Source organism: Actinoplanes sp. URMC 104, from assembly GCF_051386375.1.
In the GTDB taxonomy this organism is placed as follows: domain Bacteria; phylum Actinomycetota; class Actinomycetes; order Mycobacteriales; family Micromonosporaceae; genus Actinoplanes.
On record NZ_JBPQTO010000002.1, the window covers coordinates 2,440,987 to 2,463,611 of the forward strand.

Below are 22,625 nucleotides of genomic sequence, written 5' to 3' on the forward strand. Positions count from 1 at the left end.
AGGAGGGTCATAGTGGGAGCAGGCAAGCCGGTCACCGACGCCACCTTCGTGAGCGACGTACTGCAGTCGGACAAGCCGGTGCTGGTCGACTTCTGGGCGGAGTGGTGCGCGCCCTGCAAGAAGGTCGACCCGTTGCTGGCCGAGATCGCCAACGAGATGGGCGACAAGGTTCAGATCGTCCAGGTCAACATCGACGAGAACCCGGAGACCACGCGCGCCTACCGGGTGATGTCGGTGCCGACCCTGACCATCTTCAAGGGCGGCGAGGCCGTCAGCTCGGTGACCGGTGCGAAGCCCAAGAGCGCGCTGGTCAACTTCATCGAGTCGGCCCTCTGATCCGTTCCGATCGGCGCCCCGCCCCTGTCTGAGGAGCGGGGCGCTTCTCGTCGGGCGGAGTACGCTGCCCGGAGTCCTTCTTCGTTCCTAGGGAGTCGCGCGTGCGTTCCATCCGACGTGGAGACAGCGGCCCGGCCGTTGCCGAGATCCGATCGATCCTGGTCGGTCTCGAGCTGCTGGAGACCGCGGGAGACGTCTTCGACGACGCCATGGACACCGCGGTGCGGGCCTTCCAGCAGAGCCGTGGGCTCGGCGTGGACGGCCTGGTCGGCGACGAGACGTGGGGGGCGCTCGACGCGTCCCGGTGGCGGCTCGGCGCCCGCACACTGTTCCACTCGGTGCCCGACGCGCTCGTCGGTGAGGACGTACGCACCCTACAGGAGCGGCTCCTCGAAATGGGCTACGACTCCGGTCGCGCCGACTCGATCTACGGGCAGCGCACCGCCCGCGCTGTCGCCCAGTTCCAGCGTGAGGTCGGTCTCACCCCGGACGGCTCCTGCGGGCCCCAGACGATGAAGGCGCTGCGCCGGCTCGGGCGCAAGGTGGTCGGCGGCCGCCCGCAGTGGCTGCGCGAGGCCGAGGCGTTCCGCCAGGCCGGCACCAACCTGGTCGGCAAGACCATCGTGATCGACCCGGGGCACGGCGGCGGCGACGACTCGGGCGTCGTGGTGCCCGACGGCCCGCTGCGCTGGAGCGAGGCCGACCTCGTCTACGACCTCGCCTCCCGGCTCGAGGGCCGGCTGGCAGCGGCCGGCATGCGCGTGCACCTGACCCGCGGTCCCAAGCCCGCTGCGCCGATGAGCGGCGCCGACCGGGCCGCGCTGGCCAACAGCCTCGGCGCCGACCTGCTGATCTCGCTGCACCTCGACGGGCACGACAACGAGGCGGCCGACGGCGTGGCGACCTACCACTTCGGCACCGGCAGCGGCCTGAGCTCGACGGTGGGGGAGCGGCTCGCCAACCTGGTGCAGCGCGAGATCGTCGTCCGCACCGGCATGCGCGACTGCCACATCCACGCCAAGACGTGGGAGCTGCTGCGGCTGACCCGCATGCCCGCCGTCCGCGTCGACCTGGGCTACCTGACCTCGCCGCTCGACCGCGACCGGCTGGTCAACCCGCTGTTCCGCGAGCAGATCGTCGAGGCGATCCTGGCCGCCGTGCAGCGCATGTACTACCCCGTCGAGGCCGACGTGCCGACCGGCTCGATCGACGTGCGCCAGCTGCGCATGGTGCTGGCGCAGCGGGCCTAGCCCTCGGCGCTGCGGGTGGCCGTTGCCGGGCGCACCGGCCGCAGCAGCGTCTCGGGGCTCATCGAGCCGAGTAGCTTTTCCAGCGCGTACTCGACATCGGACTTCCACGACAGGGCCGTGCGCAGCTCGAGCCGCAGCCGGGGATAGCGCGGGTGCGGGCGTACGGTCTTGAAGCCCACCGACAGGAAGAAGTCGACCGGGGCCACGCAGCCGACCTGCTGCTCGTCCTCGGCCTCGCCGAACTTCGCGTCGCCGAACGCCTCGATCGCCTTGACCCCGCGCTTGGTCAGATCACGCGCGACGCCCTGCACGAGCATGCGGCCCAGCCCGCCACCGGCGAACGAGGCCACCACGTGCGCGGTCATCAGCAGCGCGGCGTCGGCGCTCACCGGAGAGGTGGGGAACGCCATCGAACGGGGGACGTAGGCCGGAGGGGCGTACATCACAAAACCGGCGGGCATGCCGTCCACGTAGATCAGCTTGCCGCACGAGCCCCACTCGAGCAGCGTCTGCGAGACCCAGGCCTCCTTCTCGAGACCGGGGTCGCCGGTGGCGCAGGCCCGCTCGGCGGAAACCGGGTCGAGTTCCCAGTACACGCACTGCCGGCAGGGCCGCGGAAGGTCCTCCAACGTGTCCAGGGTGAGGTTGACCAGCCGACGTGACACTGCATCCCCCTCGAGTGTTTCCCGGCCCGCTCCCGCAGGGGATCCTACGCCGCAATACTCATGAACGGGACCAGGTCGGGCACAGTGGCGGGTCAACGGAAGGCCCTCGATCGTTCCCGCCGACTACCATCGGACCTCGGCACCCGGTCCTCTTCCTATGGCGAGGTGAAGCCGCATGACCGGCACGACCCAGGACGACTACACCGATCGGTACGCGCGTCGTGTGCGTGGCATGACCACCTCCGAGATCCGCGCACTGTTCGCCGTCGCCAGTCGTCCCGAGGTGGTGTCGCTCGCAGGCGGCTCGCCCTACATCGCCGCCCTGCCGCTCGACGCGGTCGGCGAGATGCTCAACCAGCTCGCCGCCGAGCAGGGCGCCAGCAGCCTGCAGTACGGCATCGGCCAGGGCACGGTCGACCTGCGCGAGCGCATCTGCGAGGTGATGGCGCTCTCCGGCATCCACGGCGCGTCGCCCGACGACGTGGTGGTCACCGTCGGCGGCCAGCAGGCGCTCGACCTGCTCGCCCGCCTGTTCCTCGACCCGGGCGACGTGGTGCTCGCCGAGGGCCCCAGCTACGTCGGCGCTCTCGGCGTCTTCCAGGCCGCCCAGGCCCAGGTCATGCACGTCCCGATGGACGACGAGGGGCTGATCCCGGCCGCCCTCGAGGAGGCCATCGCCGCGGCCGAGCGCTCGGGCCGACGCGCGAAGTTCCTCTACACGATCCCCACCTTCCAGAACCCGGCCGGCGTCACCCTCACCGACGAGCGGCGCGAGCAGGTGCTCGACATCTGTGAGCGCGCCGGCCTGCTGGTGGTCGAGGACGACCCGTACGGGATGTTGTCGTTCGAGGGGGAGGCGCCGCTGCCGCTGCGGGCGCGCCGGCGCGAGGGCGTGTTCTACGTCAGCACGTTCTCCAAGACGTTCGCGCCCGGGCTGCGCGTCGGGTGGATCCTGGCGCCCCACGCCGTACGGGAAAAGCTCGTGATGATGAGCGAGGCGAACGTGCTGTGTCCGAGCGCGTTCGCGCAGGGCGCCGTGACGCAGTACCTGTCCACCATGCCGTGGCGCGAGCAGATCAAGGTCTACCGCGAGATCTACCGCGAGCGTCGCGACGCCATGCTCGACGCGCTGCGCGACCGCATGCCGCCCGGCACCACCTGGACCCACCCGACCGGCGGGCTGTTCGTGTGGGCAACGCTGCCCGAGGGTCTTGACTCCAAGGCGATGATGCCGCGCGCCATCGCCGCCCGGGTGGCATATGTGCCCGGCACCGGCTTCTACGCCGACGGCACGGGCACCAGCAACATGCGGCTCAACTTCTCGTTCTCGTCGCCCGAGCGCATCCGCGAGGGCATCCGCCGGCTGTCCGGCGTGATGGAGCAGGAGCTGGCCATGCGCGCCGTCTTCGGCTCCGGCCTGCCCACGTCCCGCCGCCGTGGCACGGCCGCCGCGGACGCCCCCGGACCCGACTTGGCATGATCTCTGCCATGACGGGTGACGATGTGCGCGTGATGGTGCTGGCCGGCGGGCTGTCCTACGAGCGGGACGTGTCGCTGCGCTCCGGCCGCCGTGTCCTCGACGCGCTGCGCGCCGCCGGCCTGAGCGCCGAGATGCGCGACGCCGACGTGTCGCTGCTGCCCTCGCTGCAGGAGGACCCGCCCGACGCAGTGGTGATCGCCCTGCACGGCGCGACCGGCGAGGACGGCTCCCTGCGCGGCGTGCTCGACCTGTGCGGCGTGCCCTACGTCGGCTGCGACTCGCGCGCCTCCCGCCTCGCCTGGGACAAGCCGTCGGCCAAGTCGATGCTGCGCGAGGCCGGCATCCCCACCCCCGACTGGGTGGCGCTGCCGCACGACCGCTTCTCCGAACTGGGCGCCGTGGCCGTGCTCGACCGCATCGTCGACCGCCTCGGCCTGCCGCTGATGGTCAAGCCCGCCCAGGGCGGTTCCGGCCTGGGCGCCGCCGTCGTCCGCGAGGAGGCCGCGCTGCCGCCCGCCATGGTGGGCTGCTTCGCGTACGACTCGACGGCGCTGGTCGAGAAGTTCATCCCCGGCATGGACGTGGCCGTCTCCATCGTCGACCTCGGCGACGGCCCGCAGGCCCTGCCCATCGTCGAGATCGTCCCCCGCGACGGCGTCTACGACTACGCCGCCCGCTACACCGCCGGACTGACCACCTGGCACACTCCCGCCCGGCTGGAACCTGAGGTCGCCGCGCGAGTTGCCGAGACCGCGCTGGCCGCGCACAAGGCTCTGGGTTTGCGGGACCTCTCCCGGGTCGACCTGATCGTCGCTCCTGACGGGTCGCCGCAGGTTCTCGGGATCAACGTGTCTCCTGGCATGACTGAGACTTCGCTGTTGCCGCTTGCCGTGCAGGCGGCCGGTCTGGATCTCGGCCACATCCTGAAGACCCTGGTGGAGCGCGCCGCCGTCCGTTCCCAGCCGTGAGGTCTCTTGTGCGCCTCGGCGACAGCCACCGTTGAGAGCGTCGGCTCCTGGAGTCTCGACTTTCAGGGCTTATGACTGCGCGTGGGGAGCCTGAAGCCGGGCCGCGGGTTGGGCGCGAAGCTAGACAACGCGTGGGCTGGGGGTCGTGAAGCGATACCCACGGCGGGTAGCTAGCAGGTGGGTGAGCGGGCGTCGACGCAGCGGATTGGTTGTGGGCGCCCACCGGAACAGCGCGGATGGCAGGACCAGACGCGCGAACAGCTCAGCTCCAACCGTGCGGGCGCAATGAGACCGTCCGGCTCCCGGCGTGCAGCGGTCGGTGCAACGACGCCCGTACGCAGACCTTCGTCGGCGCAACAGTTCCTGCTGCCAACGGGTCTGCCCGCGCGGCAGGCCGGCCGGGATCATCGCGCCGAGCTGTACGCGTCGCCTTAGCGGACGTCCGCGCAAGTGCGACCGTCTGACCGCAGCTCGCCGTGGTTCTAGCGATCGAACCGCTAGGTGCCGTAGCGAGCCGCCGGAATCCGGCGCCGTAGCCCGAACCGTCGAACCGGCGCCTCGCTGTAGCAGAGCCGTCGGACCACCCCGCGCGTAAAGCCCGACCCCGAGCCACGGCGCACGTCGAGGCCCGGCCTCATGCACCTGCGCCAACATCCCCGACAACTGATCACGGAAGCTCCCGAAGCCAACCGCCGCCAAGCCGGGTCAGAACTGCCCCGTCATCGCGCCCGCTACCGGCGCGCTCCGCGGAAATGTTGGCGCTACGAATGCTGCTTGCTGCGGCGGCGGGTCTGTAAAACAAACGGTGTAACTCCTGATCAAGGAGCGAACACCATGACGGATACAACGACGGCGGTGGATACTGCCGCGGTGCCGAAGAAGAGCAATCCTGCTGACGAGGTGTGGATGCCGAGCTGGTCGGCCGGCTGGTCGAGCAGGCCCGCGTAGCGGGCTTGCAGCTGACCGGCGAAGGCGGTCTGCTGCAACAGCTGACCAAACGCGTGGTCGAGGCCGCCCTGGATGGCGAGATCACCGACCACCTCGGCTATGACAAGGGAGACCCGGCCGGCAAGAACGGTGGGAACTCCCGCAACGGCAGCCGGTCCAAGACCGTGCTGACCGACGTCGGGCCGGTCGAGCTCAGCGTGCCCCGCGACCGAGACGGCAGCTTCGAGCCGCAGATCATCAAGAAACGCCAGCGCCGTCTGACCGGGGTCGAAGACATGGTCATCTCCTTGTCCGCCAAGGGCCTGACCACCGGCGAGATCCAAGCCCACCTGGCCGAGGTCTACGGCGCCGACGTGTCCAGGCAGACGATCTCCACGATCACCGACCGGGTCCTGGACGCGATGAGCGAATGGCAGAACCGCCCCCTCGACCCGGTCTATCCGGTGATCTTCCTGGACGCAGTGCATGTGAAAATCCGCGACGGCAAGGTCGCCAACCGGCCCATCTACGTCGCGTTGGCCGTCACGACCGAGGGCACGCGCGACATCCTCGGCCTTTGGGCCGGTGACGGTGGTGAGAGCGCCAAGTTCTGGCTGCAAGTCCTCACCGAGCTGAAGAACCGCGGTATCGCCGACGCCTGCATGGTCGTCTGCGACGGCGTGAAGGGCCTGCCTGACGCTGTCGGGCAGACCTGGCCATTGGCGGTGGTGCAGACCTGCGTGATCCACCTGCTGCGCAACTCGTTTCGTTACGCCGGCCGACAGCACTACGACGCGATCGCCAAAGCCTTGCGACCGGTTTACACCGCGGCAACCGAGCAGGCGGCCAAGGCCCGCCTCGGTGAGTTCGTCGAGGCCTGGGGCGAGCGCTATCCGGCAATCGTGAGGTTGTGGGAGAACGCCTGGGCCGAGCTCGTGCCGTTCCTCGCCTTCGACGTCGAGATCCGCAAAATCGTGTGCTCGACCAACGCAATCGAGAGCGTCAACGCCCGGATCCGCCGAGCGGACCGCGCCCGCGGGCACTTCCCGAACGAGCAGGCCGCACTCAAGTGCGTCTACCTGGCCATCATGAGCCTGGACCCGACCGGCGCCGGACGACGCCGCTGGGCGATCCGCTGGAAACCCGCCCTCAACGCCTTCGAGATGACCTTCGAAGGCCGCCTCACCCCAACCACCAACTAACCGCAGTTACACCGTTCGTTTGACAGGCCCGCGGCGGCTGCGCTGTCATCGCGTACGGGATGGGTCAGGACGGAGTTGACGCTTGGGACTGCGTCGTCTGTGGGCTTGTTGGGACGGTGGGGGCGCCAGGGTCCGTGGAGGCGGGGCGCTGTGTCGGAAGGAAGCCGCGCGGCGGGGAGTCGGTCCGCTCGTCGGCGATTGGGCCAGCGGGCACTTGGTTGCTCGCGTCGGGGGTGTTCGGTGAGTTCGCGTCGGAGTCGAGGGTGCCGGCGGCGGACTGGGCAGCGGTGTCGGCGTAGGTGAGCGTTGCAGGCGACTCCCACTGGATGTGGGGCGGCTCGGCGATCGCGGTGCCGCCGAACTCGGCCAGCCAGGCGGCGACGAGGGCGAGGTTCTCGCGCCACTGCTGTTCGGGGATGGCGGGGAGGATGTCGTCCCACAGCGTGAGGAACGTGCCGCGTAGCTGGAGCTGTCCGTACGGCCGGGCGAGAAACCACATGTGCAGGTGTGCCGAGCCGTCGCCCCAGCGGTTCACGTGTACGCGCGCGACACCCTCGAGGGAGCGGATCGCGCGCTCGAGGCGGACCATCATGACACCGAGCTCGGCGGCGAGGAGGTTTGGAAGGTCCCCGATGTCGAGGTGGGACCGGCATTCGAGGATCAGCACCATGGGCAGGCCGGTCGGCCGATCCATCGCCCGCACGCGCCAGCGATCGCTCACCCAGATGTACGCGTCGTCCGGCGTGTTGCAGGCAACGCAGTCGGCTGCATCTTCGCCACTGCGGGGTGGCTCGACCTCGACCGGGGCGGCGAGCGGTCTGACCCTCATGTCGCCTTCGAAGGGGAAGGACGGCCAGCGCGTGAAGTCCGGCAACGGTGCGGTGTTCTCGGGCACGGACGTGACCTTAGTCGAGCCCAGACCGCCTGTCCCGCGTCAATTTGGGACGTCGCCGCCGGGCGTAACGCCCACGCCGGCGGCCTCGCGACGTAGATCGTCGTCACCATCTGCGGGCATCAGGGCACGCCCAAAGTTATCCACAGAAGTTATCCACAGGTCACCCGGTTTCACGTGAAACACGACGTCGCAGCGTTGTACACCCTGTGGATACCGCGGTGGACAGTCTCCACGACATCAACGCCGTTTCACGTGAAACGAGCCGCCCCCGTTTCTCAACAAGCGCTACCCACAGCCTGTGGATAACCCAAACGGCGCACGACGTCGCAACTTCTCCTCGGATGCATACCGGGGGCATTGTTGGCGGCCTTCACCGACGGCCACGCCCAACCTGAACGGCTCTCACGTCACCCGGCGCGGTGGCGCCGACGACCCGACCACGGACAAAGTTGGGATCGAGTCGCGTCTGAGACCACGCGCCAGCAATATCGCCTCGCGACATGACGTGCCGACGAGCCGTAAGCGAGTGCCGAGACCCGGCTGATCGAGCTCGCTCGGCCAGCCCTGCGACTTGGCTGACAGCCTGCAGGATGGCGTGGCGGTGCGGTGGCCGTGGCCGGGCACGCGCGAGACGTGCACCCCTCGCCATGCCAATCTCCGGTGCTCCCTCAGGCGAACGACAGTCGTCTCGTCAGGGGTCGCCTACCGCTACGCCTCATCCACCGGGTGACGCAGCCCCAGGCTCCGTATGACTGCCACGGTCCAACCCCGCCCCCCGCTTAGGCCGCGCAGTCCGAATCGGCCGCACATGTCTGCCACGATGATCGGTACCTCAAGTGGCCGACGAAGGCATGCTTCTCGTTCAGGATGAGGTGCCTCCCCATCAACGAGCGACCGTGCGGGCGGCTACGCACCGCTTGGCATCGGCCGGTTCCTCCTTAGCAGGTCGAGCTGGCACCGGGGAGCGCAGATCTCTGCGCGTCCTGGGCGAGCGTCGGCGCCTTGGCACGATGCGGTCGAGCAGACGGACGGCGACCGCTGTTCGTCCGCGGTCTTGGCATCGGCACAGTCGTCATCCCGATGCCTACATGCCGCGGCATAACCCGTCCCGTCGACCCCGACCCAACGCGGCGACCAAGCGGTCGCGATGTGACGTCGATACGGACGACCGCGCTTCGATGTCCACCAACCAACCCGAGCCACAGCGCTGTGCCGCTTGTGGGCGAGCCTGCCTCGTACCGCTCATCGCGCGGCGGATTCGAGCAACTCTGGCAATGCACCACGGCAGCTTGGGCCCTCGTCCTGCCGCCCAGCACATCGCTGACCGCTTCAGCCGGCGAGCGTGCTGAGAGCCTGGCAGTCCCTCTACCGCATACCGCTTTCGAACGCGCAACGCGGCGGCTCACCACGACACCTCACTAGCCGACTGCGGTCTGCTTGGGCCGATCGCACCCTGGCCTGAGCCCGCTGCCCTCTCGGGCCTGACACCAGTCGACGTACTTCCCGGTCGTGTCGGAGGTGGTGCTCTTACGTGCGTGCATTGTCCGCCGAGTGTGCGTGGACCCCGATCGGCACGCGTCCTAGCTTTTAAGCCTCACCGCTGAAGGTAGAAGCTGCGGGTTAAGGCGTGTCCAGTCGGTGGCCTCGCGCTGGCTTTCGGCGAGGACCTAGTAAGTCTCTCGCCAATCCCGGCTCGACCGGGCCACGTGAGCAAGAAACAGCAATTGCAACCGTGCGAGCTAGCAGGCCGGGTCTGCGGGTTCACGGCCGACAGCGGGCCGTTCGTCCAGAAGCGAACGCCAGCGCCGCAACGCCGTGGACGCCGGGCGGGACTCGCAACGCCGAGGAGCGGAGAGGCAGGAACCTCGTAACGCGGAGGAGCAGAGACGCCGAGCCCCGCATCGCGTAGGAGCGACTCCGCAACCTCGAACTGCGAAGTAGCAGAGACGCCGGCGCTACACCGCGGAGGAGGCAGACACGCCGGAGCTTCAGACCGCGAAGGAGCAGAGACGCCGGGCCCGGCACGCGGAAGAGCCGGGACGCCAGAACCCCACACCGGGCGGAGAGCAGAGGACCCGGGTCCCGCTCCGCGGAAAAGCAGAGACGCCGGGCCGGCCCCATACCGCGGAAAAGCAGACACGCGGGAACCCGCACCGCGGAGGTCAGATCGTCGCCACGAACATGCCGGAAGTCGGTACGCAAAGGCCGGGAGCGCACCGATGCGAGAAGCAAAGTCGGGATTGCTCAGTCTGCGTCCGAGTCGGCGGGTTCACTCGGGCGTCCTGAAGTGCTCCGGGTGCCACTCCAGCCATAACGCCATCCCTCTGGCAACCCCGGTAATTTGCGCGTCGTGCCCGCCGAGCGCGAGGAAGTCGTCGCGGCCGAAGATCGTCCATGACCGGATGGTGCGACCATGGATCCGAGAAGCCAGGTCTCCAGATAGGCGTCTTCTTGAGCTCCGCCCACCAACGCCGTCGAGACTCGACCGTATCTGCGGGGCTGGCCTTAAGGCGCAGTCGTAGGTTCACGACAACTGCGACGTCTTCACCAGGTCAGCACCGTGCGTCCGTACGTCTGGACGCAGGCCGCGACTGAGCTGTTCCGAGTCAGCTGCGGTGAAGAGCTAGGGAAGCGCCGTTCTGAGATCACGCGCTCCTGCGGCAACAATCGGTCGTCGGCGGGGCTTACGGAGATTGCTTCGGCCATGGCCATCTCAGGCTGCAAGTGCAGGCCCTCGTGCGGTTCCGCGTTGAGACATCAGCACGACCACAGGTCGGACCCGATTGTGCCGCCTTGGGAGACCGATCGGGTTTGGCGCTTTCTTACTCGACGTATATGAACGGTTTCGTCGGCGGTCGGCGTGGCTGAAGGCCGTCGGCCGGCATCCCGGCCCCGGCACGCGTCTAGCGACAGCCGCGGACAGAGATGGCGGGCTGGCGGCTGCCGACTTCAGAACACTTTCGCGGCTCGAACTTCGGAAGAATCCGTAGATACGCGGCGGAGGATGCAGGGAGGAAGGGCGTCCCCGACCTAGCTGAGCTATTGCAGGGCAGAAGCCTACGCAGGAAGTCAGTAAGGCGACGCCAAGTGGCGCCGAGGCGACACTGCCCAGTCGTCACTAGGGCGGAGCCGGGGCCGCAGCGCAAGTCAACGAGCTTAGTCAAGGGAGAGGCGGGATTGCGGCTGTGAAGCGGCTCCTCCGGGCGAAGGCTTGAGCGCTTCGAGTATTCAGCTTGAAGAGCGCCGTTGGGACATCCTGCGTTTCACGTGAAACGGCTCCTGGCTCCTGGCTCCTGGCTCCCGGCTCCCGGCTCCCGGCTCCCGGCTCCCGGCTCCCGGCTCCCGGCTCCCGGCTCCCGGCTCCCGGCTCCCGGCTCCCGGCTCCCGGCTCCCGGCTCCCGGCTCCCGGCTCCCGGCTCCCGGCTCCCGGCTCCCGGCTCCCGGCTCCCGGCTCCCGGCTCCCGGCTCCCGGCTCCCGGCTCCCGGCTCCCGGCTCCCGGCTCCCGGTGAGGCTAACCGAACCGCTCCTGTTTCACGTGAAACGGCGCAGAGTGCGGGATTGAGAAATGCCGAGACCTCCCTCGAGCGGGCCGGCTTGTCGCGGCGGCCGAGCGCACCTCGCGTAGAACCGATGCCCTTGAGCGTGCAGAGCATTCGTAGGAGCACGGGGCACCTCGAGCACACCACAGCAATAGCCCCTGAAGACGTCGCGTCACTACGAGGGGGACTCAATGTGCTCCTCGCACGACGGATAGCCGTCCCCCAAAGTCGGATGCCGTGCCGTCGTCCTTGATTGAGGATGTGATGCCCGCTGGCCGGGAGCAGCGTGATGTCGACCTCCACCGTCAGATGTTGCAATCGTGGTGGCACGGCCAATCGGTTGTTGGATCGGCGGTCAAGGGGGGTGTAGAAGGTCGTGCGGCCGTCGGCCAGCGCTACGAAGTGCGCGCAGTGGGCGTAGCCGTCGGTGCAAGGGCCCGGACTTCGACCTATGCGGCACTGTGGGGCACTGGTGGCGTGGCAACTACGTGTGGGACTTCTGGCTTGCGGATTACCGGAGGCCAACATCGCCGACGAAGCCGGGCTGAGCCTGAGTCGTTCGACCTACGGCAGCGCGTGTGTCTGACATCGAGCCCGCGTCCGCCATGCCTCAGATTCAGCGGCGGCTCTCGGGCCGGCTCGCTCGCACTCGTAGGCGCCACATACTGTCTAGAAGAGGCGGTGCTGGTCGCCCCGCCAACCTTCACTGGGACAGCGCACCGTTCGGGCTTACGGTGCCGCAAGTGTGGTGCGCTTAGACGCTGACGGGATCCCGGACGTTGTTGAACTCATGCGTCCGTAGCTCGGTAGGAGTGCGCCTGCCTCGTCAAGGTCGCCGGTCAAGCGGCGATAGCTTCCACCCCAAAGGCCAAGCCGATCATCACAGAGCAGGTGGCTCAAGTTCGGTTTCACGTGAAACGGATGCCTCGAGCTTTGTTGCGGCAGAAAACTGCTGACTCGGAGGGAATGCGGCCAGGACGGACACGCCGATGAGCTACGCGTCGAGCTGTCCGACGGCCAGCAGATGCGCACCCGCTATCTCGTCAAAGTGAGGTATCTGCATAGCCATCGCATCGGACAGGCTCGTGTACGTCAGCTGGGACCAGCACGGTGACAGCCAGGGGGTGGCCGCCGACCCGGGCGGCCACCGCGTCGCTTTACGCCTCAGCGGGCGAGGACGCGACTCGTGCAGAGGTCACTTATGCAGACGGGCGATGTGCGCTGTATGACTGTTCGACGCAGCAGGAGGTGCCTACTTCCGTCAAAGGAGAAGCACTGAACCCAGCCAGTCGACAGGTCATCTGGTACGCCAGCGTCCCTCCTGCTCGGTGTTGGGCCAGAACCCTTCCCGCATGGACCTGGCACCTTCTCCCGATCTCCATCGCGGTGCGCCGGTGGCTTCCGGTTCCCGAATGAGACGAAGCGAAATCGACTGTTAGAGCGCGCGGGCGGGCGCCGATCGACCCGTTGTCGAGGAAAACAATCACTATTGACGCAACCGGGGTGCTGAGCGAGTCGGGAACGACTATCCAACGATCTAGCAAGTACGTAAGCGGCAGAGCGGCCACGCCTCGAGCCGCCTTAAGCCCGACAACTGAGCCGAGGTGGCGCAGAGCTCCAAAGCTGAACAATCGATCCCTGCGTCTCCAGTGCGCCACATGGCAACGGTTCACCCGGGTTGGCGTCAGCAGGGATGAGGCAAAAAGCTTGTTTGGCCCCCGCTCGTCGAGGTGCTGTCGGACCGACGCTACTTCTAAGCCCATGCCGGCTCAGGTCCAAGCGTTGAGGACAAATGCATGAAGCTGACCCCGCACGATCTGATCTTTAGATCCAGGGCACTGCCTGGGTAGCTTCCCATCTTTGCCAGGTCTCGACTCGGACGATCAGCAAAGGCGAACTCTGCCTTCCGTGAACATGACGTACCTACATAGGGCTGTAGGGTTTAGCTGTAAGGGAGGCGACAACCGATCGGGCCAAATAGGGCGTTCTGGTTCGTCTTCAAGGTCGACTAGGAGAGCGCCAAAATCTCAGGAGAATGGCTCTGACAGAACCGGTTGGGCCCAACAGATTGCCGCGAGAGCCCTCCCGCAGACCACCGCACCGCCCTCAATAACGAAGGGCACGCGAACCGAATCGCGTGCCCTCAATTCCTTACTTGCGGTGTCGACTAGCTGTCGGTGTTGGCGCCCTCTTCGTCGACGCCGATCATGCCGACTATGCGCTCGAGGTCGTCGACCGTGGCGAACTCGATGGTGATCTTGCCTTTGTTGCGGCCGATGTCGACCTTCACGCGGGTGTCGAAACGGTCGGACAAGCGGTCGGCCAAGTCGTTCAGCGCCGGCGCGTGGACCTTGGCACGGCGGGTGGGAGCGGCCTTCTTGGCCGGGCCGTCGGCGAGGGTCAGCGAGACGAGCTCCTCGGTGGCGCGCACGGAAAGGCCCTCGGCGACGATCCGCAGCGCGAGCTTCTCCTGAGCCTCGGTGTCTTCGAGGCCGAGCAGGGCGCGGGCATGGCCGGCCGAGAGAACACCGGCGGCGACCCGGCGCTGGACGGGCGCGGGCAGGTTCAGCAGGCGGATGGTGTTGGAGATCTGCGGTCGGCTGCGGCCGATCCGCTTGGCGAGCTCCTCGTGCGTGGCGCCGAACTCCTCGAGCAGCTGCTGATAGGCGGCCGCCTCTTCGAGTGGATTGAGGTTGGCCCGGTGGATGTTCTCGAGCAGCGCGTCCCGCAGCATGGCGTCGTCGCGGGTTTCGCGGACGATGGCGGGGATCGACTCGCGGCCGATCGCCTGGGCGGCACGCCAGCGCCGCTCACCCATGACGAGCTCGTACCGGCCCTCGGTCAGCTCGCGGACGACGATCGGCTGCAGGAAGCCGACCTCCTGGATGGAGGTCTTGAGCTCGTCCAGCGCCTCGTCGTCGAAGACGTGACGCGGCTGCTTCGGGTTCGGCTCGATGGCCGTCACCGGCAGTTCGGCGAAGCGCGCACCGGGAACCGGGGCAAGGTCGTCGGCAGACGTCGGCGTCGCAGCCGGCTCCTCAGCCGCAACCGGTGCCGGGGGAGCAGGGTCCGCTTCGGGAGCAGAAGTGGGCGCCGGAGAAGCCGGTGCGTCAACGACGGGAGCGGCAGCAGCAGTCGCGGAACCACCGACGGGAGCGGCAACAGGCTCGGCAACGGGAGGAGCGGCGGGCGCCGTCGGAATCAGCGCGCCAAGGCCGCGGCCCAATCCGCCCCGCGGACGGTTCTTCATGCCGTGCCTCCCGTGTTGACCCCACGCATCGCGATCTCCAGGGCGGCCTCGAAGTAGCTGGTGGCGCCCCTTGATCCCGGATCGTAGGTCATCACGGACTGGCCGTAGCTGGGCGCCTCCGACACCCGCACGTTGCGCGGGATGACGGCGTTCAGAACCTTGCTGCCGAAGTGATTGCGTACGTCCTGCTCGACCGCGTCGGCAAGCCGCGTACGACGGTCGTACATCGTCAGGAGGATCGTCGAGACGTCGAGCGTGGGGTTCAGGTGCTGCCGAACCAGGTTGATGTTGTTGATCAGCTGGTTGAGGCCTTCCAACGCGTAGTACTCGCACTGGATCGGGATGAGCACCTCCTGCGCCGCGCACAGGGCGTTGACCGTGAGCAGGCCGAGCGACGGCGGACAGTCGATGAACACGTAGTCAAACTGCTCGGGGTGGGCCGCGATCGCCCGCGCCAGTCGCGACTCGCGCGCGACGACGGAGACGAGCTCGATCTCGGCGCCGGCCAGATCGATGGTGGCGGGCACGCACCACAGGTTCGGGATGCCCTCGACCGGCTGCGCCACCTCGGACAGCGGCACGTTGTCGATGAGGGTGTCATAGACGTCCGGTACGCCGGCGTGGTGCGGCACGTTGAGTCCGGTGGAGGCGTTGCCCTGCGGGTCGAGGTCCACCACGAGTACCCGGTTGCCGTGCAGCGCCAGGGCCACGGCGAGGTTCACCGTCGTGGTGGTCTTGCCGACGCCGCCCTTCTGGTTCGCGACGCAGAGCACCCTCGGGTGGTCCGGACGCGGCATGGTGATCTCGCCGCTCGGGTTGAGGATCTGCACAGCTCGCAACGCTTCCATGGCCAGGGGCGGATCGTCTTCATCCCGGCCCGGCGTTTCACGTGAAACGTGCTCGTCCGGTGCCGAAGGAGCCTCAGCGGGTGACGCCGGAGACCCCGAAACGGGCGATGCGGACACCGGGGCGGCCGAGACGGGTACGGGTGATGAGGCTACCGCCGGCGGTCCCGAGCGCGGAGCCGGGGCCGAGCGACGGGGTTCTTCGACCGAGGGCGGGGGAGCCGGCGTTCCGTAGATTTGGCCGCCGGGCTGGCCGCTCGCCGCACGAGGCGCAGGAACGCCCTGTTCAACGGTGTTGAAGGCGCCACCGCGGCCGTCGACGCCCGTCAACGATCCACGATCGTGATCGAGAGGTGACTCGGTTTCACGTGAAACACCGTACTCATGCACCGTTTTATCCCTGTTGGTGAGGAACGGGTCGGTCGGCGACACGTGCGTTCCGGCGGGAGTTGACCGGTCCACACTATCGACGCCCGGCCAGCCTACGGCCGTCGGGCGAGCCTCGCCATGGCCTACCGCCTGATGGTGCAAGCGCATCCATGAGTCTTCCCCCAGCGCGGACGACTCGAACGCCCTGCCACCCGTAAGGGACCCTGTCTCCTCGCGGTCAGCGATCACCCCTTCGAGAGCGATCGGTCGAACCTCCGCTACCGGCGAGTGCAGCGACGACGACTCAGCACCTTTTCCCGTACGCCGGGAAGCGCGCAGCAGCCGCCGAAAGGCCGCTCTCGCGATGCCCCGCGGGCCATCGTCCCCCCGTGAATCTGTCAGTGGCTCGGATGATCCGCCAGCGGCGGCCGCCCGCGGCTCGGCATGACCGTCGTGCTCGCTCAGGCCCTGCCCGGAGTACCCGCCCAGTCCTCGATCGTCGGCAAAGGCCGGACGCCCCGAATGACCTTCCAACCGCGCCGCGGCCTGACGACCGGGGTCGCGTACCGAGCTTTCGTCCAAGTGCGGTGGGGAACCTCCTGACGCAGCCCGGTCGGCCGGCGGAGTCTCCTTGTCCGGTGGTGCCCACATGGGCGCCGGAACGGTGTCCCCGTGTTCCACATCCGAAGGGAACCCGGTGCTGCCCTGATCGGGGCGCCTCGCCTTCGTGTTCCGTTTCCGCGCGCCCCGCCTGGACATCTAATCCCTCCGCGATCTCCCTCGCCCGGAGCCACGATCACGCCTGCCGGAGCGTCCGGCCGCGTCGCGCCCCGAGTTCGCCGCCCGGGTGGGCGGCGTCGGCCTCGACTGCACGACTACCTCGATCACCGTGGTGGGCGGGTCGATCAAGCCCTCCCCGCACAGCCGGAGGGCCGGATCCGAACCGCCCAGGGCGGCCACCGCGTCCCGGTGCTCCGCCGCTTCCTCGGCGGCGGTGGCACCCTTGAGGGCCAGCAGCCGGCCGCCGACCCGAGCCAGCGGCAGGCACCAGCCGGCCAGCCGGTCGAGCGGGGCGACCGCCCGCGCGGTGACGACGTCGGCGCCGGCGGGGGGTCCGTCGACGACGTCCTCGGCTCGTCCCCGCACAACCGTGACCGATTGCGACAGGCCGAGCGTGGTCACCGCCTCCGAGAGGAACGCGGTGCGTCGTGCCAGCGGCTCGACCAGCGTGATGTGCAGGTCCGGTCGTGCCACTGCGAGCACGATACCGGGCAAACCGGCACCGGACCCTACATCGACCACCGAAGCGCCGATAGGGATGATCTGGGACACTACTGCACAATTGACCAGGTGGCGCTCCCAGATGCGCGGAGCCTCTCGCGGCCCGATGAGCCCGCGTACGACTCCGTCGGTGACGAGCAGCCGCGCATACTCCACAGCGAGTCCCAGTCGATCACCGAAGATCTCAGCGGCCGCGTCGGCGATCTCCGCGGGCGGCTCGGCTCCCACCGCGGACGCAGAAGGGGCTGTTCGGGCAAGCCCGGCGTCAGTTGGCGCAGACTCACCGCCGCGGACAGGAGTGATCCCGGGTGCCGGCGGTTCCGTGGGCGAGGCGGTAGCGGCGTCCGGAGAGGGCGAACGGCCCTGGGGCGGTGACGCCGGACGGCCGGGAAAGGCGATCGGGCGCCGTACGCCCCGGCCTTGGACCTTTTTGCCCCGGAAAGGCGCCGGCCCGGGCGATTGCTCACCCGGGCCGGCGTCTCCCGCGCCTTGGCGTGGGTTGGTCACCTCAGTCCGCCGCGCGCACCACGATGCGCCGGTTGGGCTCGACGCCCTCCGACTCGCTCTGCACGCCGCTGATCGCGTTAACCACGTCGTGCACGCACTTGCGCTCGAACGCGGACATCGGCTCGAGCCGTACGGGGTCGCCGTGCTCCTTGACCTTCTCGACCGCGTTGCGCGCGACCGCGGCCAGCTCCTTGCGGCGCGACGCCCGGTAGCCGCCGATGTCGAGCAGCAGGCGCGAGGGCGAACCGGTCGCCCGGAAGATCGCCAGGCGGGTCAGTTCCTGCAGCGCCTCGAGCGTGGCGCCGCGCTGGCCGACCAGCGGCTGCAGCCGGCCGCCGACCACCTCGACCATCGGCCGACCCGCCGACACGAGCTCGTCGATGTCGCCGTCGTAATCGAGGATGTCCAGCAGACCCTCGACGTAGTCAGCGGCGATCTCGCTCTGGCGGAACAGGTCGCCGTCGGAGGCGACGGTCTCCGACGTCTTGGTCTCCTCGGCCGTCGCGGATGAGGCCTCAGCCTCCGACGACGCGGAGACCGACGATTCGGGAGTGCTGGTGTCGGTCACGGTCTCATCTCCGTATTGATCGGGCCGGACCTGCTCGGTCCGCTGTTTCCCGCGGCGAAGGGAGCGGTGTGCCAGGCCGCGGGGAGGTCTCGGCAAGGGGAGCGCCCGGGTGCCCGTCGTACGACACCCGGGCAGCGATCATCCCTTGGGTTTGCTCGCCGGTCGGGCGCCCTTCTTGGGATTCACCGGTTTGGCACCGGGCTTGGGCGCGACGGCCTTCTTGGTGTCGACGACCGGGGTCTGCGGCTCGGGCTGCTTGCGGCCGAACAGGCCACCGGCGCGGCCGGGCTGCACCGGGCCCTTCGGGGCGGCGCCACCGGCGGCGGGCTTCTTGGCCGGCGGACCGGACGGACGGGCGGGCGACGAGCCGCTCTTGCCGGCCATCTGCGGCGGCGGGAACTTGCGGAGCACCCACTGCTGCTGGGCCAGCGTGAACAGGTTGTTCGTGACCCAGTAGATGATCACACCGATGGGGAACAGCGAGCCGGAGATGAGCAGCGAGAGCGGGATGCCGTACAGCATCAGCCGCTGGATCATCTTCTGCTGCGGGTCCTCGGCCCACCCGGTCTTGAGGATCATCTGACGGCTGGTCAGGTAGGTGGTCGCCATCATGACCAGCACCAAGATGCCCGCGATGATCTTGACCGTGGTGCCGTTGGCCTGCAGCGCGGTGAGCTCCTGGGCGGTGGAGCCGAACTTGCCCGCCAGCGGCGCGGTGAACAGCGACGCGTGGGTCGCGCTCTCGAACTGCTCGACGGTCCAGCCGTACAGCGTCTTGCCCGCGTTGTCCGGGTTGAGCCGGCGGAGAACGTGGAACAGGCCCAGGAAGACGGGGATCTGCAGGAACATCGGAAGGCAGCCCATGAGCGGGTTGGCCTTCTCCGTCCGGTACAGCTCCATCATTTCCTTCTGGAGCGTCTCCCGGTCACCCTTGTGCTTCTCCTGCAGCTCCTTGACCTTGGGCTGCAGCGCCTGCATCGCCCGCTGGCTCTTGATCTGCTTGACGAAGACGGGGAACAGGATGACCCGGACGGTCACCACCAGGAAGACGATCGCCAGCACCCACGACCAGTTCGTACCGAGGAACCGGCCGTCGGGCACCCCGATGAAGTCCCACAGGGCGTGCCAGCGCAGAAGGATCCACGAAATGGCGTAGTAGATCCAGTCGAGACTCAATTCAGGCTCCAGTCACATCGGCAGGACGGTGACGGATCGGGTCAGGTACCGGGTCGTACCCGCCGGGGTGGAAGGGGTGGCAGCGCAGGAGCCGCCAGACCGCGAGAGCTGTCCCTTTCACAGCGCCGTGACGCGCCAGGGCTTCCTGGGCGTATGCGCTGCACGAGGGATAGAACCGACAGCGAGCCGGCAGCACCGGACTCACCCAACGACGGTACGCGACCACCATCGCGGTCAGCACACGGGCAAGCAGGCTCATCGCGGCCGCCGGGGTCTGCGGGCCGCGGCGAGCGCGGCGGCGAGGTCGTTCTCCAAGGTGGCGTACGAGGCTCCGGCCGCGGCGGGGAGGGCACGGACCACGAGCATCGATCCACCGGACAGCTCGCCGAGCAACGGACGCACCAGATGCCGCAGGCGGCGGCGGACCTGGTTGCGGATCACGGCGTTGCCGACGGCCTTGGATACGACGAAGCCGGCGCGCGCCGTGGAGGCTTGCGCCGGCTCCTCGAGAAGCAGATGGACGACAACCGTGCCCCGGCCGACTCGGCGGCCACCGCGGATCGCTGCGGCGAAGTCGGCGCTACGCCGCAGTCGCTGCGCCGCGGCCAGCACGACTACCTGGGCATTCCGGCCCGACAGCCGCCGGCTCAGGCCGACAGCTTGTCGCGGCCCTTGGAACGGCGGGACGACAGGATGGCGCGGCCGGCACGGGTGCGCATGCGCAGCCGGAAGCCGTGGGTCTTGGCACGCCGGCGGTTGTTCGGCTGGTAGGTGCGCTTGCTCACGTCAAAACTCCGTCTTCGTACTTACATCCAGGGGGCATCAAAGCTGCAAGACGCCACTTTACCAGAGCGCGGCGGAGCAACCGCTCGACCCTACGCAGGGGTGCCGCGCCGGTCAACCATATCGTGAGGCGGCACGCGGCTCGTCTTTCTCCACAGCTGGTGAACTTTTTCCTGCGACCGGGCGCTTGCCGTCCGATGGGAGAGTTGATGCCGCGGCGAGGTCGCTGTTAGCGTGCCCGTTTGCTGGTCAACAGCGCTGCACGCATACCACGACGAGTCGGCCAAAACCAGACAAGCAGGTGAATCGTTCGCCACGGTGAGCCTGTTCAAACCGCGCCGTACAGGCTCCGGGAAGTCTGCCGACCATCCGGCCGGGGAGCGTCAGCCGGTAGTGCACAGGTTGTGGATAACCTGTGGACAGCCGGTGGCGCCGAGCGTCTTCAGCACGTTAGATGTGGTGCTGGGTTGGGGGGAGCCGTCGATTGCCCGAGGGGGCAGCGACGGGCAAGGCGGTCCGGACAAAAGGTCCACCGGGGGTCGGTGGCGATGGGGGTGGCGCGGCGGTGGCCGATCAGGTCGACCTGAGCGGTGTGTGGAAGGCGACGCTGGATGAACTGGCCGACGAGATCTCGTCGCGTCAGCAGCGCGCCTATCTGCAGCTGACTCAATTGCGCGCCATCGTCGAGGACACCGCGCTGCTGGCCGTCCCCGACGCCTTCACCAGGGACGTCATCGAGTCGCGCCTGCGTCCGGCGATCACCGAGGCGCTGAGCCGCCGGCTGAACCGACCGATACAGGTCGCGGTCACGGTCAAGCCCCCGGAGGACGGCTCCGGCCTGCCCGGCACCGTGTACGGCACCCCGCTCGAACCGCCGCCCGAAGAGGCCCCCGAATCGCAGCCGCGGCACTACGCCGAGCCGCAGCGACAGCCCGAACCCGCTGGTTACGACGGCTATCCGCCCGGTTCCGCGCAACGCTCGGCATATCCGCGCGGGGTTCCGGCCGCCCGCGGTGGTCAGGAAGCTCTCTTCGGCGACCTGCCACCGGCGCCCGCCCCGGTCAACCGGATCGGCAACCCAGTGGCGCATGTCACTGAAAAGGCTGAATTCAACGACGCGCCCGCGCACCGGATGGCGTCCGAACCGTCGCATCTGCGCGACAACAACCGCCAGCCGGACGGCCACGCCGGCGGCAGCGACCCACGCGAGGACACGCTGCCGATGCGCGGCGACAACGGTCCCGGCCGCTCGCCGCTCGACATCCGCCCGTCGAGCAACCCGCGCGGCACCAACGACGGCAACCGTCTCAACCCGAAGTACATGTTCGAGACGTTCGTCATCGGCTCGTCCAACCGCTTCGCGCACGCGGCCGCCGTCGCCGTCGCCGAGTCACCCGCCAAGGCGTACAACCCGCTTTTCATCTACGGCAGCTCCGGCCTCGGCAAGACCCACCTGCTGCACGCGATCGGCCACTACGCGACGACGCTCGGCCACGCCCGCTCGGTGCGTTACGTCTCCACCGAGGAATTCACCAACGACTTCATCAACAGCCTGCGCGACGACAAGACGCAGGCCTTCCAGCGGCGCTACCGCGACGTCGACATCCTGCTGATCGACGACATCCAGTTCCTGGAGAACCGCGAGCGTACGCAGGAAGAGTTCTTCCACACCTTCAATACGCTGCACAACGCCAACAAGCAGATCGTCATCAGCTCGGACCGTTCCCCGCGCCAGCTGGCGACCCTCGAGGACCGGATGCGTACGCGCTTCGAGTGGGGCCTGCTCGCCGACATCCAGCCGCCCGACCTGGAGACGCGCATCGCGATCCTCCAGAAGAAGGCCGCGCAGGAACGCATGTACGCCCCCGACGACGTCCTCGAGTTCATCGCCTCGCGCGTCTCCAACTCGATCCGCGAGCTCGAGGGCGCGCTCATCCGCGTGACCGCGTTCGCGAGCCTCACCCGTTCCTCGGTCCAGCTCTCCCTGGCCGAGGAGGTGCTGCGCGACTTCATGCCAGACGGCGCCGGCCCCGAGATCACCGCCGACCAGATCATGGTGTCCACCGCCGACTACTTCGGCGTCTCCCTCGAAGACCTGCGCGGTCACTCCCGCTCCCGGGTGCTCGTGAACGCCCGCCAGGTCGCCATGTACCTCTGCCGCGAACTGACTGAACTCTCCCTTCCTCGCATCGGCCAGGCCTTCGGCGGCCGCGACCACACGACGGTCATGCACGCCGACCGCAAGATCCGCCAGCACATGGCCGAGCGGCGGTCGCTCTACAACCAGATCGCCGAGCTGACCAACCGCATCAAACAAAACACCTGACCCCATTTCCAGTACGCGGCCGCGCAGTTCCAGCCGAGGGCGAGTTTTCGGTCGCCGGGCGTGGGGTGCGCTCGGTCTTCCAGTGAGGTCGTCGCGAGCCTTGATCGGTGTTGTCCACATACCGGCTTAAGCGGCCCAGATCGACCACGCGCAGGCCTCGTGCACCCGGCGCACGGCCCGCCGAGCTGTCTGCGGGCGGACTGGTGAGGCCGGCATGTCCCCATGTCCGGCCTCCGACGACGGTTGTGGCACACGCT

15 protein-coding genes and 1 pseudogene are annotated in these 22,625 nt (G+C 68.3%); 6 read left to right on the forward strand and 10 right to left on the reverse strand.

Annotated features, from left to right (window positions below; all coding sequences use genetic code 11):
• Positions 1–12: 12 nt before the first annotated feature.
• A complete protein-coding gene (gene trxA, locus ACSNN8_RS12405; protein ID WP_436648932.1) occupies positions 13–336 on the forward strand; it encodes a thioredoxin in 324 nt (107 codons plus the stop codon).
• Positions 337–437: 101 nt separating this feature from the next.
• Entirely contained in the window at positions 438–1,586 is a 1,149-nt protein-coding gene (locus tag ACSNN8_RS12410; protein WP_436648934.1) for an N-acetylmuramoyl-L-alanine amidase, read from the forward strand.
• Here ACSNN8_RS12410 and ACSNN8_RS12415 read toward each other — a convergent pair.
• Positions 1,583–2,251 (reverse strand): GNAT family N-acetyltransferase, encoded by a 669-nt coding sequence (locus ACSNN8_RS12415; protein ID WP_436648936.1) that lies wholly within the window; start codon positions 2,249–2,251, stop codon positions 1,583–1,585. The two genes, ACSNN8_RS12410 and ACSNN8_RS12415, sit on opposite strands and share 4 nt — an antisense overlap.
• Before the next feature lie 175 nt (positions 2,252–2,426).
• Between ACSNN8_RS12415 and ACSNN8_RS12420 the strand changes: the two genes are divergently transcribed.
• The 3 genes and pseudogenes from ACSNN8_RS12420 to ACSNN8_RS12430 all read left to right on the forward strand — a co-directional run bounded on the left by ACSNN8_RS12420 (position 2,427) and on the right by ACSNN8_RS12430 (position 6,828).
• On the forward strand, positions 2,427–3,731 hold the full coding sequence (locus ACSNN8_RS12420; RefSeq protein ID WP_436648937.1) for a PLP-dependent aminotransferase family protein: 1,305 nt from the start codon (positions 2,427–2,429) through the stop codon (positions 3,729–3,731).
• Positions 3,728–4,699, forward strand: a complete 972-nt coding sequence (locus tag ACSNN8_RS12425) for a D-alanine--D-alanine ligase family protein (protein WP_436648938.1) — start codon at positions 3,728–3,730, stop codon at positions 4,697–4,699. The genes ACSNN8_RS12420 and ACSNN8_RS12425 overlap by 4 nt, the downstream gene beginning before the upstream one ends.
• Positions 4,700–5,533: 834 nt before the next feature.
• Positions 5,534–6,828, forward strand: a pseudogene (locus tag ACSNN8_RS12430) (IS256 family transposase).
• A 64-nt stretch (positions 6,829–6,892) separates the two neighbouring features.
• Here the strand turns inward: ACSNN8_RS12430 and ACSNN8_RS12435 are convergent.
• The 9 genes from ACSNN8_RS12435 to rpmH all read right to left on the reverse strand — a co-directional run bounded on the left by ACSNN8_RS12435 (position 6,893) and on the right by rpmH (position 20,044).
• Positions 6,893–7,723, reverse strand: coding sequence for a hypothetical protein (locus ACSNN8_RS12435; protein ID WP_436648939.1), 831 nt, complete (start codon positions 7,721–7,723; stop codon positions 6,893–6,895).
• Positions 7,724–13,430: 5,707 nt separating this feature from the next.
• Positions 13,431–14,513 (reverse strand): ParB/RepB/Spo0J family partition protein, encoded by a 1,083-nt coding sequence (locus tag ACSNN8_RS12440; RefSeq protein WP_436648941.1) that lies wholly within the window; start codon positions 14,511–14,513, stop codon positions 13,431–13,433.
• A complete protein-coding gene (locus tag ACSNN8_RS12445; RefSeq protein ID WP_436649555.1) occupies positions 14,510–15,688 on the reverse strand; it encodes an AAA family ATPase in 1,179 nt (392 codons plus the stop codon). The genes ACSNN8_RS12440 and ACSNN8_RS12445 overlap by 4 nt, the downstream gene beginning before the upstream one ends.
• Before the next feature lie 798 nt (positions 15,689–16,486).
• A complete protein-coding gene (gene rsmG, locus ACSNN8_RS12450) occupies positions 16,487–17,407 on the reverse strand; it encodes a 16S rRNA (guanine(527)-N(7))-methyltransferase RsmG (protein ID WP_436649556.1) in 921 nt (306 codons plus the stop codon).
• A 109-nt stretch (positions 17,408–17,516) separates the two neighbouring features.
• Positions 17,517–18,083, reverse strand: coding sequence for a protein jag (locus ACSNN8_RS12455; protein WP_436648943.1), 567 nt, complete (start codon positions 18,081–18,083; stop codon positions 17,517–17,519).
• Between the two features lie 138 nt (positions 18,084–18,221).
• Entirely contained in the window at positions 18,222–19,259 is a 1,038-nt protein-coding gene (yidC, locus tag ACSNN8_RS12460; protein WP_436648944.1) for a membrane protein insertase YidC, read from the reverse strand.
• A gap of 1 nt (position 19,260) precedes the next feature.
• Positions 19,261–19,518 carry a membrane protein insertion efficiency factor YidD gene (gene yidD, locus ACSNN8_RS12465; RefSeq protein WP_436648946.1) on the reverse strand — a complete coding sequence of 86 codons (258 nt, stop codon included), beginning with the start codon at positions 19,516–19,518 and terminating at the stop codon, positions 19,261–19,263.
• Positions 19,515–19,871, reverse strand: a complete 357-nt coding sequence (rnpA, locus tag ACSNN8_RS12470; RefSeq protein ID WP_436648948.1) for a ribonuclease P protein component — start codon at positions 19,869–19,871, stop codon at positions 19,515–19,517. Before rnpA ends, yidD begins: the two co-directional genes overlap by 4 nt.
• 35 nt (positions 19,872–19,906) lie before the next feature.
• Positions 19,907–20,044 (reverse strand): 50S ribosomal protein L34, encoded by a 138-nt coding sequence (gene rpmH / locus ACSNN8_RS12475; protein ID WP_436648949.1) that lies wholly within the window; start codon positions 20,042–20,044, stop codon positions 19,907–19,909.
• Between the two features lie 563 nt (positions 20,045–20,607).
• Here rpmH and dnaA point away from each other — a divergent pair.
• A complete protein-coding gene (gene dnaA, locus ACSNN8_RS12480; protein ID WP_436648950.1) occupies positions 20,608–22,368 on the forward strand; it encodes a chromosomal replication initiator protein DnaA in 1,761 nt (586 codons plus the stop codon).
• Positions 22,369–22,625: the final 257 nt, after the last annotated feature.

Excerpts from the sequence above, each read along its gene's own strand:
- ACSNN8_RS12425 (WP_436648938.1), top strand. The coding sequence starts at position 3,728 with ATGATCTCTGCCATGACGGGTGACGATGTGCGCGTGATGGTGCTGGCC.
- ACSNN8_RS12440 (WP_436648941.1), bottom strand. The coding sequence starts at position 14,513 with ATGAAGAACCGTCCGCGGGGCGGATTGGGCCGCGGCCTTGGCGCGCTG.
- yidD (WP_436648946.1), bottom strand. The coding sequence starts at position 19,518 with ATGAGCCTGCTTGCCCGTGTGCTGACCGCGATGGTGGTCGCGTACCGT.
- ACSNN8_RS12420 (WP_436648937.1), top strand. The coding sequence starts at position 2,427 with ATGACCGGCACGACCCAGGACGACTACACCGATCGGTACGCGCGTCGT.